Genomic DNA, 11519 nt, shown 5'->3' on the forward strand with positions numbered 1-11519 from the left:
GCGCTGTGTTACCGACCATGGCGCCATCGTCGCCGTAGGTGCGGATACCGCACTTCTCGACCACGATGTCGTGGTACTTGTCTGCGATGTCCTCCTCCGGCACGAAGTCACCGGACTCGATGTCGTACCAACCCGGCTTGGGATCGTTCTCCCAGGCGATCAGTCCGGTGTTCCATGCGAGTTCGAGAACGCCTGCGGCAGAGAGCTCCTCGTCGACCTCCATCTCGAAGCGGGTGCGAGCGCTGCCGTACGGTCCGAGCTCACCCGCTCCGACGATGACGACCAGGTCCTTCGGGTCCACGTCGAGCGTGGGCCATGCCGGAGCCGTGGTCGCGGTCAGACGCGGCGGTGCAGGCAGTGCGGCGATGATCGAATCGTCGACGGCTTCCTCGGTCTTGTCCGCAGCGGCAGCTGCGGCTTCGCGAGCAAGTTCGACGAGGTTGAGCTTGGTGTCGGCCAAGCCTCCGGTCAGGTCCGCGAGCAGCGGAGCCTCGGCTGCCTGGCGTCGAGCCGACGCGTCGCACAGCTTCAGCAACTCGGTGGCCATCTCGTCCGTGGACCAGGTGCGCACACCCTCTGCTTCGACGGCTTCGACGATCGGATCGTTTCCGCCCATCAGGCCGGTTCCACGAACCCAGCCGATGTGAGCGTGCGCGATCGACACCCGCTCGGCCCAGCTCTTCTCCGAGCCCCACTTGGCTGCGATCGCATCGAGAGCAGCCTTGGACTCGCCGTAGGCACCGTCGCCACCGAACATTCCGCGGTTCGGCGAACCGGGAAGCACGACGTGCAGGTGCGTGTCGATGTCGTTGTCGTAGCCGATCTTCGACAGACCGCCGATGAGACGCTCGACGGACCAGAGCAGCACACGCATTTCCATCTCGGCGCGGCCACCGGCGTCGGACAGCTCACCGACGACGCGAGGAGCGGCGAACGGGAACAGCATCGTCGGGGTGATGCCGGCCTTGACGAGGGTCTTGGCACCGCCCGCATTGTCGACCTGGTCGGAGCCGATCCACTCGATGAGCGCATCGACGTCACTGTAGGACGCGATGTTGGCAGGCACGACCCACAGCGATGCACCAGCGCGAGCATTCGCGCGGTACAGGCTGCGGTAGAACTTCAGCCGCTCCTCGTCGAGACGCGACGTGGTGACGAAGACCGTCGCTCCCCCGCCCAGCAGCTTGCCTGCGACCGACGCTGCGATCGAGCCCTTGCTGCCGCCGGTGACGACTGCGACCTCGTCGGACCATTCGCCCTTCGAGTCGGACACGAGCGCGATGTCTGCGATGCGACCGTAGGTCTCGGCGAGAACGGCCTTGTTCTCGTAGTCGGCCTTGGCCTTCCACCACTGCGCCTGTGCAGCAACAGCTTTACCCGATCCGGCGAAGGACTCGACGGTCAGGTCACCTGCGGTGCCGAGCCACAGGCGGGCCAGGTCCTCGCGGGCAGTGGCCCAACGGTCGTCGATCAGCACGGCCTTGCGGGCATCGAATGCCGGAGCAACGAGCCTCGGCCAATCCGAACCGAGCTCCGCCGCAACGAGATCGACGAGCGCAGCGTCCGGGTTCTCGACGGCAAGCGCGTTCGGCGCCTCGGCGAGACCCAGCTGTTCTAGTACCAGGCGTGCAGCCGAAGCAAGCACTCCATCGCGGCCGGTGATGTGTTCGGTGAACTCACCGAGTGCGGCTGCGTCGACGGTTCCCCCGCCGCCGCCACCGGTCTGCGGCAGCGAGACTGCAACACCGCGTCGGGCAGCGACTGCAGCGACCGCCGAGTCGATGACCGTGTCGACGGCACCGCCATCGGCCAGCGCACCGTCGGCAAGTCCGCCGAGGGCTCCGCCGCGCACCGATACGCCGTCACGAGTGCCGAGGGCGACCTCCGCCGTGACGTGGTTGGCCCACCCGTCGCCCAGTTCCCAGACCTTCTTGACGCGGTCCGCGATGGAGGAGGGACGACGTCCCGACGGTCCGAACACCTTGCGCAGGTGATCGTTGATCGAGTCGCTCAGCACAGGGCCGAACGGCTTGTAGGTACGAGCCAACTTGTTGACGGTGCCGGAGAGCGCACCCATGTCGGCGTCGGCGGCACCGTCGATGGCGCCGAGCGAGAGCTCGGAACCGAGGTCGACGAGCAGCTGGTTACGACGCGAGGAGACGCCGTCGCACAGTGCCTCGATGGTGTCGGCGGGTCCGATCTGATCGAGCTGCAGCTTGGTCCACAGGCCGATGAGGATCTTGGTCGCATCCGACGCGCTGAACGCGATGTCGTCGGGACGGGGTCCGCCCGACGGCGCTGCGGCGGGTGCAGGGGCCGCGGCCGGAGCTGCAGCAGCGGCGGGAGCAGACTCGGCGACAGGTGTCGACTCCTCTTCGTCCACCGGAGCTGGATCGGTGTCGGTGCCGTAGACGATCGCGGCTTCGCGTTCGACGTTGAGCACCTCGACCGGGAAACCGAAGCGGCCCGGCAACTTCAGCGTCTGCGACGCGAGGTTGGCTACCGTCGGCGTTGCACTGAGGCCGATTTCGACGAAACGCTCGACGCCGAGTCCACCTTCGGACTCGTCGGCGAAGAGCAGGTCCTGGGTCTCGATCCAGCGAACCGGGCTGGCGAACTGCCATGCCAGCAGCTCGATCAGGACAACTCGGCACAGATCGTGCGGCCGTGCGGCCCAGGAGTCGAAGTCGGAGAGGACGTCGTTCAGCGGTTTCGACGGGACCAGGTCCGCGATCTCCTGGATGAACGAGCGCTCCAGCGAGAACGGCTTCGGAACCAGGTTCGGGACGTAGCGGCCGAGCAGGATCTCGGGATCGAGATCTGCGGGCAGCAATGTTCCGAGGCGGGTGCGGAAGTCGTCGACTCCGCCGCGCAGCACCGTCGAGTGGAACGGTACGTCGATGCCGGGAACCATGATGTACGCGGCCTTGCCACCGAACTCGGCGCGGCGGATCGCGATCTTCTTCTCCAGCTCCCCGAGGCCGTCGACCGTTCCCGCGATGGCGTACTGCGAGCCACGGAGGTTCAGGTTGACGATTTCGAGGAATTCGCCGGACTCTTCGGCGACACCGGCGACGAACGCCTGCACGTCCTCGTCAGCGAGGCCGATCTGCGACGGCCGGATGGCGGCCATACGGTAGTTGCTCCGCCCGGAAGCGTCACGTGGAACGAGTGCGTGCATTGCCGAACCACGCTGGAAGACGACCTCGAGGACGGCTTCGAGCGGAAGGACGCCGGCAACGGCAGCGAGCGCGTTGTATTCGCCGACGGAGTGGCCCGCGAGAATCGAATTCTCGACGAACACACCGGATTCTCGGAGTTCGGCGACCTGAGCGACACCGAGGACCGCCATGGCGACCTGGGTGAACTGAGTCAGGTGCAGAACACCGTCCGGGTGCTTGTGCTCGACGCCGCGAGCCTTGAGCGTCGTCGGGTTGTCGCGTACGACAGCAAGAATGGAGAACCCCAGGGCCTTGCGGGTGTGCTTGTCGGCACGCTCCCAGACCTCACGAGCAGCCTTCGAGCGAGCACGAGCGTCGAGGCCCATGCCCTGACGCTGGATGCCCTGGCCGGGGAATGCGTAGACCGTCTTCGGCGCCGCGGTACGAGCGGTGGCGACCATGACGAGTTCGCCTTCGACGCGGCAGGAGACCTCGACGAGTTCTGCGCCCTGGTCGAATCCGGTGCGATCGACGCGCACGTCGATCTCGGCTCCGGGACGGACCATTCCGAGGAACCGTGCCGTCCACGCGGTCAGGCGACGCGGTGGGGTCTTGGTGTCCTCGTGATCGACCGCAGTGACAACCTGCTGAGCGGCTGCGGAGAGCCACATACCGTGCACGATCGGGCTGCCGAGGCCGGCGAGCAGTGCTGCCGGGTCGGACGTGTGGATCGGGTTGTGATCGCCCGAGACCTGGGCGAACGCGGCCATGTTGCGCGGGGCGACGATGGTCGCCTGACGACGGCGACGACGAGGGGTGTCCTTGGCGTCGGCCGAAACCGAGCCACCGGCGCGGGGCGGATCGACGAGTTCGCCTTTGCCGGTGCGTCCACGAATTGCGAAGCGTTCCACCAATGTTGCGACAGCGGGGGCGTCGAGGCCTTCACCGAGCATGGCTCCGATTTCGACGGACACCTCGACGACGCGACCGAGATCGGTGTCGAGCACCTCGCCGGCCTCTGCCTTGACGACCAGGATCGACGCGTCGGTCGGCAGTGTGCCGACCAAGTTGACGCTGTGGTCGAGGTGGACCAGGTCGAGCATGCCCTCGATGACGTCCAAGCCGTCGGCAGTCTTGGTCGCACCGAGAACGGCGAATACGGCTGGCCAGCAGGCTCCGACGAGCACGTCGGGCACTGCGCTACCGCTGACGGTCAGCGACTCGGGCAGGCCCGATCCGGTGACTCCGGCGTGATCGGCCACGAGATCAGGAATCCACGCGAGGTTGATGCGTGCCGCACCGTTCTTGACCTTTGGAAGATCTTGTCCTGCAGCAACTCCGAGAAGTGCCGACATGGACTTCTGCGCATCGTCGGCGGTGACGACGGGTGCGCCGCCATCGATCGTGGACGCCGGGACGGTGAGTCGGATGCGCACCTCTTTGCCGGGCGCAAGCGGAACCGTCAGTTCGACGTGATCCGAATCGAGAACCGTCAAGGTGGATCCGGTCTGCACATGCGAGGCCACGGTGTCGGAATCGACTACCCACTCGGTGGGATCGCCTAGACGTGCAACCGGGTTCTGGGTCATCCGCGATGCCCAGTTGACATCCGGTGCTGCCAGCACGATGCCGAGCAGTCCGGGGGCGATTTCCGCGTGACGACGGCTGGCGATCGAAGTCGCCTGTGCGCCCTCGGCCACCAACTCGTCGGCTGCTGCCTTCTCGAAGCGATTCAGCAGGTCGCCGACCGGCTCGTCGACTTCGGTGATGCCAGCGACAGCGACGGTGCCGGGAATGATGCAGACCTGATCCGCCGAGTAGCGCGAATCGTGTGCCTGCCACAGCGAGTCACTGCGCCACCAGCGTCGGACGTCGCCGTCGACGACAGGCACGAAGTTGACGGGCTTACCCGGCAGGCGACAGAGAGAAGTGAAGAACGTGATGTCGGCGGGGTGGAGAACCACGTCACCGGCGTCGGGGAACTGAGCGAGGAGTGAACGCAACGCTGCACGAGGGCGTTCGAGGGTGTCGACGTCCGAGAACAGTGTCGGGATCGGTCCGCGGTCGACCGGGTGCAGACGAGCCTCCGCCCGCTGCAGCATCTCGAGGAAGCGGGTGCGCCACGTGACGTCGAGCCAGACCGATTCGCGTGCCTCGGAGACGGCGTCGGTGAACTCGCCGCCGCAGTCGAAGTCGCTGCGGGAGTCCGATCCGATGGCCAGATCGAGGTAGCGGGTGAGCCACTGCTGGTAGGTCATGTCGGCGACGTCGCCGAAGAACGGCTTGGCCGTGCCGTCGAGTGCTGCGATGATCTCGTCGCGGCGCTCGGCCACGGCGTCGGAATCGCCGGCGACCTCGTCGAGCAGGCGCCCGCAACGTGATGCCGCGTTGTCGATCTCGTGAATGTCGGCGCCGAGCTGGCTACGGCCGGAGGCCATTCCGCCTACTGCGGTACCTGCACCGACCCAGTCAGGCGTTCCCGGGGTGTCGACGAGGAGTTGCTTGACCTCGGGGGCCGTCGTGGCTTCGAGAGTGGCCATCGCCGCGGTTCCGACGAGGATGCCGTCGAGCGGCATCTTGGGATATCCGGCACCCAACGACCAACGGCCGGTGAGGTATTCGGCTGCACGCTCTGGGGTACCGATGCCGCCGCCGACACAGATGACGAGGTTCGGGCGCGCGCGCAGCTCGGCGTAGGTGGTGAGCAGCAGGTCGTCGAGGTCTTCCCACGAGTGGTGTCCGCCTGCGCGCCCACCTTCGATGTGGACGATCACCGGGTACGACGGAACCTCGTTGGCGATGCGAATGACTGCGCGGATCTGCGCGACCGTTCCCGGCTTGAAGCAGACGTGAGAGATACCTGCCTCGGACAGTTCCTCGATCAGCGCGACCGCTTCTTCGAGTTCCGGAATGCCAGCGGTGACGATGACGCCGTCGAAGGCAGCACCGGCAGCACGTGCGCGTTGGACGAGGCGACGTCCGCCGAGCTGCAACTTCCACAGGTACGGATCGAGGAAGAGTGAGTTGAACTGCACGGCGCGGCCGGGCTCGAGCAGCTGCGTGAGCTCTGCGACACGGTCGGTGAAGATCTCTTCGGTGACCTGTCCACCACCGGCAAGCTCTGCCCAGTGGCCGGCGTTTGCAGCGGCAGCGACGATCTTGGCGTCGACAGTCGTCGGCGTCATGCCAGCAAGCAGGATCGGCGAGCGTCCGGTGAGCTTGGTGAACGAGGTCTCGACGACGACGCGGCCGTCGGGCAACGTGACCGGCTTCGGCGCGAATTCGGCCCAGGACGGCTGCACCTCGGGCGCTGCGCCCGGGGTCAGCAGGTTGCGGTGACCGCCACGCGTGGAGGCCGCGATGATTCCGACGCCCTGCCCACGAAGGGCCGGGGTGGTCATGCGAGTGAGGAGATCCCCCGGACCGAGGTCGAGAATCCAGTCGGCGCCGGCGGCAACGACACCGTCGATCTCGGCGACCCAGTCGACGGGATCGACGAGAATGCGCTGCGCGAGGCTGCGCGCCACCTCCACGTCGAGCCCACAGCGAGCAGCCCAGGCCGAGACGAGTTCGACTGCGTCGTTCAGTGCGGGGTGGTGGAAGCCGATCTCGACGGGGAGGATTTCGAAGACGGGGGCGAACACTGCGCCGCCACGCTTCTTCGAATCACGCTCACGCTCTTCGGACGCGGCGATCTGCTCGGCGCGCTCCTGGACGCGGGCGATCTGTGCCGGCGGGCCTGCGAGTACGACGCGGCGACGGCCGTTGCGGATGGCAAGCACAGCGGAACGCTCCGGTGCGCCGTCGATGGCAAGTTCGTCGACGATGGCCTGGAGTCGCTCGGGTTCGACGTTCGAGACCGAGACCATGGGCGCGCGGTCGGCCGAGCCGAGGATCCCGCGGCGACGTCCGACGAGTCCGGCCGCAGCGCCGATCAGCTGTGCGACGGCCAGGAGGCTGGCGTCTTCTCCGCCGTGGCTCTTGACCGACTCGGCCGCGATGAGTCCCTGCGAGTGTCCGATGACGGTGACCGGGGGCACCTCCGCGGGATCGAGTCCCTGAAGCTTCAACGCGCGCAACGCCGCGACCTGAGTCAGGAAGACGCCGGGTAGCGACACGGCGGCGGAAGTGAGTGCTGCCTCGGACGGGCCGAACGAGCCTGCGCCGTCGACGTCGTCGGCGAGGTCCTGCTCGAGCACCCAACCGATGGGATCGAAGCCGACCGAGCGGACGACGAGCAGGTCGGAGGCGACGGGGGCCAGGATGGCCGCCGATTCGTTGACCAGGTCCGTCAGCTCGGGCTCGAGGGCGGAGTCACGTGCGAGCTCCTCGAGGGAGCTCAGCCATGGCGATCCCTGTCCGCCGAACGCAAGCGCGTACGGCTCACCGGCCGCGAACCGGTCTGCGAGGGTACGAGAACCGCCACCGCTCTTGGGGGATCGTCCCGCGCCCTGTCCGTGTGATGGTGTGCTCTCGTTGATCGTCAAGGTGCAAATTTCCTCTCGTGAGCAACTCGGGGGTCCAAGGTTGCTTCGTCGGTGGCGTCCGTCATCGGCGCCGAGGGGCGAAGTCGAGGAGCCCATCCGTCGCCGGCAGCGAGGTGGCTCTATCCGCGTGCCACAAGGTTGACACAAAATCATGAGGAAATCCTCACGTTTCGTTTGACGTCCAAGCGCTACCCGCCAGTACGTACCTGAACTGGACTTTTCGTACCGATCGTCCAACTCGCCAGTAACAAACATCGCTGCAGGCAGTGGCCGTATTGCGCTCGACTGAACATGAGGATTTCCTCGCATTTATCGTTATCATTCTGTTATGTGAAGCTGGCCACATCCGAAGTTCGGCCGTCCGAAACGTGTCGGTGGCGCGCAGTACCTTCCGCACACACCGCGAAACCGGCACATCGAGCATGGGGGGAATTCATGTATTCGCCAGTCACACATATCTTTTCGCAGCACGATCGGGACGCGATCGCTCGGCACATCGAAGCCACTGCAGCACAGGACTATTCACCGTTCTGGACTTCAGGATGGCCGAGTGAGATCGAAGCTGCGCTACTCGACGCCGTCTTCACCGCGCGTGCCACCTACGGCGGCACCAACACCGGCGTACGACGCGTCATCTCGCGGTGGCGCGCCTATCGCAGCACCGATCACCCCGATGACCTCGCGGCACTCGCGTCCTTCACCGACCGCCCGGACGCCCTTGCGGAGATACTCGGCAACCGCCAGCGAGTGGCAGGTAACTCCACCACCAAGGCAGAGGCAGTGGCGAAGTGCGCTGCCGTCCTGGTCGGGTGCGGGGTTCGGGCCGCGGACCAATTGTTCGACGCCGACGATCAGCGCGAGGCTTTTACCGCCATCGCCGGGGTCGGGCCGAAGACCTGGGAATGTGCCCTCTTCCTCGTCGGGCGACGCACACTCGATGCGCTTCTTCATTTCGTTGCGTTCGCCTCGGACGCGGTCGGTCGCCGAGTGGAGGGAGAACTCGCCGAGCACTTCCTCCAACTCACGGCAGAGTCGATGGGCGCCCCGCACGCAGCCCTGGAACACGCGGTCTGGCGCTATCAGCGGCGTATCGGTCCGGCCGCTCCTCTGCCTTCACTGAGCGAAGCCGGGTAAGCCTGTCAGTGTGGCTGCGCTCGCTCGACGAGCGCCGCCACACCGTCGAGAATGCGCTCGACGCCGAATTGGTACTCGTGTACCGGATCGCTCGCCGCGTCATACGACTCGGATGCAGCAGTTCCCACCCGTGACGACACCGGATACTTGTTGCGATCCATGACCTGCTCCAGAACCGGCGCCGTCGCTTCCCACCATTGAACGTCGGTCATGCCCGACTCCTCGCGAACCCGATTGAAGCGGGCGAGCGCGCGAGCCGTGCCTGCGACGTGCGTCAGAACCAACGTCAGCACCGAATCCATCTCGACGTCCGTCAATCCGATCCCGTCGATGACCCTGAGCTCGGACTCGTACTTGTCGTTGGTGTGTGGGCCGAGCACCGCGCGTGCTCCCTGGGCGTCGAGGAGCCACGGGTGCGTGCGGTAGAGCTGCCAGTTCCGCTCCGCGACGAAACGCAGTCCCTGTTGCCATCCAGTCGTCGACGCCGTCGGCTCGTCGATCCCCGAGTACAGCGATCCCAGCGCACTATCGGTCATCAGATCGGTCAGGTCGGTCCGCCCCGGCACGTGGGTGTACAGCGACATGGCGCCGACGCCGAGCCGGTCCGCCACCCTGCGCATCGACACCGCGTCGAGGCCCTCGGCGTCGGCGATCTCGATGGCTGCCCGCACGATCGAATCCACACTCAGCCCGGTGCGGCTCGGCTTCTCGCCCACGCGCCAAAGCAGGCCGAGAGTGCGCGCCGGGTCGAACTGTGTGTCCTTCTTGCTCGCCACGCCTCGCACAGTACGCCGTACTGTGCGCCGTCCTGTGCGCCCCTGATCGCTTGAATGGTCCATTCATACGATCAGATAGCGTCGCAGTCACATTCAAGCGGTCATGCCACGCGTGCAATCGAGCGCCGACGGCGTTGTAGACTTTCCCGAGCACTCGCGCGAGTGGCGGAATTGGCAGACGCGCTGGATTTAGGTTCCAGTGTCTCAGGACGTGGGGGTTCAAGTCCCCCCTCGCGCACACACTCCTCAGATCTGTGCAGCTCTCAGTACGCCAGATCGCGGCGTCGGCAGCCGGCGACGGCAATGCCTGTCAAACCGGCCACCACCGCCAGCAGGAAGAGACCCTGCCCGAGATCGAATGACTCGAGTGGCACCGACGCGGTGTAGCGCCAGGGCGAGGCGCTATCGAACCACTCGGGTAGGTCGAACGCGTCGGCGAACATCACTGCGACCACCACGTAGCCGAAATAGAGCCACGACACTGCGGCTGCCCGACGCGCAACGCCGACGACCACGGCTGTGACCGCCACGATCACCCACACCGCCGGGACGTACGCCAGCGCGGAAGCTGCCAGGCGCACAGCCTGCAGCGGATCACCGACCGTCACGCCGTAGGCCAGACCGTCGCCGAACCCGCCGACAACCAGTACCAGCGCACTTCCTGCCATCGCTACAACGAGGTACCCAGTGAGCCAACGCACGCGTCCGACCGGCGCTGCCAGGATCATTTCCGCCCGTCCGGAGGTCTCCTCGGACCGAGCACGCAACACACAGCTCACCCCACATGCGGCGGCCAACAGCGCGATGATCGACAGTGTGAGCGAGTGATACGAGTCGACGGCGTCGCTCGCGTCCGGCAGATAGGTGGCGATTTCGGGATTGTCCGCCAGAAATTGTTCGATGCTGTCCGCGAAGGATCCGTAGGCGCTACCGAGCACGAAAACCCCGATACACCAACCAATTACAGATGTGCGCTGCACACGCCACACCAGCCCGACCGGCGAGCTGAGCATGCGTGAAGCCGTTCCGCGGCCCGGCCGGTACCGAAAGACCCCAGCGCCGAAATCTCGTCGCTCGGCAAGCACGAACGCGGCAGCGATGAGTGCCGCCGACATCACGACGAACAACAACAGCGGCCACCAGCGATCGTCCACGAAGGGATAGGTGCGTTGTCCCCACCCGATCGGCGAGGCCCAGGCCACTGCGTCGTTGCCCACATCACCGACCGCGCGCAGGATGTACGCCAGTGCGATCAGTGCACTGACGGCTGCGTAGACGCCGCGGGGATTCTGGTACATCTGTGCGGCGACGGTTGTGGCTGAGGCGACAGTCATACCGAAGCCCGCGATCGCCAGTCCGAACAGAACCGAGCCTTCGATTGCCAGCCCGGTCACGACGGATGTGACTACCAGGACCACCGCGACTGCGGTGTTCGCGAGCACGGCGATACCGAGAGCAGCGAGTACAGGAGCGCGGCGCCCTACCCGCATCGACCTGATCAACTCGGTTCGTCCGGCTTCTTCGTCGGATCGCGTGTTCCTACCGACCAAGAACATGTTCATCAATGCGACGACAATGGCGAGATAGGCGAAGATCTCGAAGAGCACCTCGCCTCCGATGGTCTCCAAGAGTCGAGTCGGACCGCCCATCGCCACCAGCGCCGCGTTTGCACTCATGGTGGACCGCAGCTGGGCCAGTTTCTCGGGCGAATCGTAGAAGTTCTGACTGCTCGTGGATTGCAGCGCCATCAGGGCGGCCATCCCTGCCAACCACCAAGGCAGTATCCAACGCTCCCGACGCAACGAGAAGCGCACCAGTGTGGTGGCGCCCGCTGTGCGAGGGAAATCCGTCTCGATACTCAACTTATTTCCCCGCCACTGAGTACGTATCCACTTCGTAGTGGCGCAGAAAGATATCTTCCAAGCTCGGCCTACTGCTGTTCATCGCGACAACACCGAGAT

At 65.8% G+C, this 11519-nt stretch carries 4 protein-coding genes and 1 tRNA gene; 2 read left to right on the plus strand and 3 right to left on the minus strand.

Going from position 1 to position 11519, the window contains the following annotated elements; genetic code table 11:
• The coding region (locus A2J03_RS21250) for a fatty acid synthase subunit beta domain-containing protein (RefSeq protein ID WP_068377982.1) at positions 1-7648 on the minus strand (7648 nt) is incomplete at its 3' end.
• A 435-nt stretch (positions 7649-8083) separates the two neighbouring features.
• Here A2J03_RS21250 and A2J03_RS21255 point away from each other — a divergent pair.
• A complete protein-coding gene (locus A2J03_RS21255; RefSeq protein ID WP_068377984.1) occupies positions 8084-8782 on the plus strand; it encodes a hypothetical protein in 699 nt (232 codons plus the stop codon).
• Between the two features lie 5 nt (positions 8783-8787).
• On the opposite strand, the gene A2J03_RS21260 is transcribed toward A2J03_RS21255, so the two are convergent.
• Positions 8788-9558 carry a TetR/AcrR family transcriptional regulator gene (locus A2J03_RS21260; RefSeq protein ID WP_068377986.1) on the minus strand — a complete coding sequence of 257 codons (771 nt, stop codon included), beginning with the start codon at positions 9556-9558 and terminating at the stop codon, positions 8788-8790.
• A 156-nt stretch (positions 9559-9714) separates the two neighbouring features.
• Between A2J03_RS21260 and A2J03_RS21265 the strand changes: the two genes are divergently transcribed.
• Positions 9715-9796, plus strand: a tRNA-Leu gene (locus A2J03_RS21265).
• 25 nt (positions 9797-9821) lie between these two features.
• Here the strand turns inward: A2J03_RS21265 and A2J03_RS21270 are convergent.
• Positions 9822-11420 (minus strand): ABC transporter permease, encoded by a 1599-nt coding sequence (locus A2J03_RS21270; RefSeq protein WP_082897987.1) that lies wholly within the window; start codon positions 11418-11420, stop codon positions 9822-9824.
• Positions 11421-11519: the final 99 nt, after the last annotated feature.

The organism is Rhodococcus sp. EPR-157, assembly GCF_001647195.1.
Classification (GTDB): Bacteria; Actinomycetota; Actinomycetes; order Mycobacteriales; family Mycobacteriaceae; genus Rhodococcoides.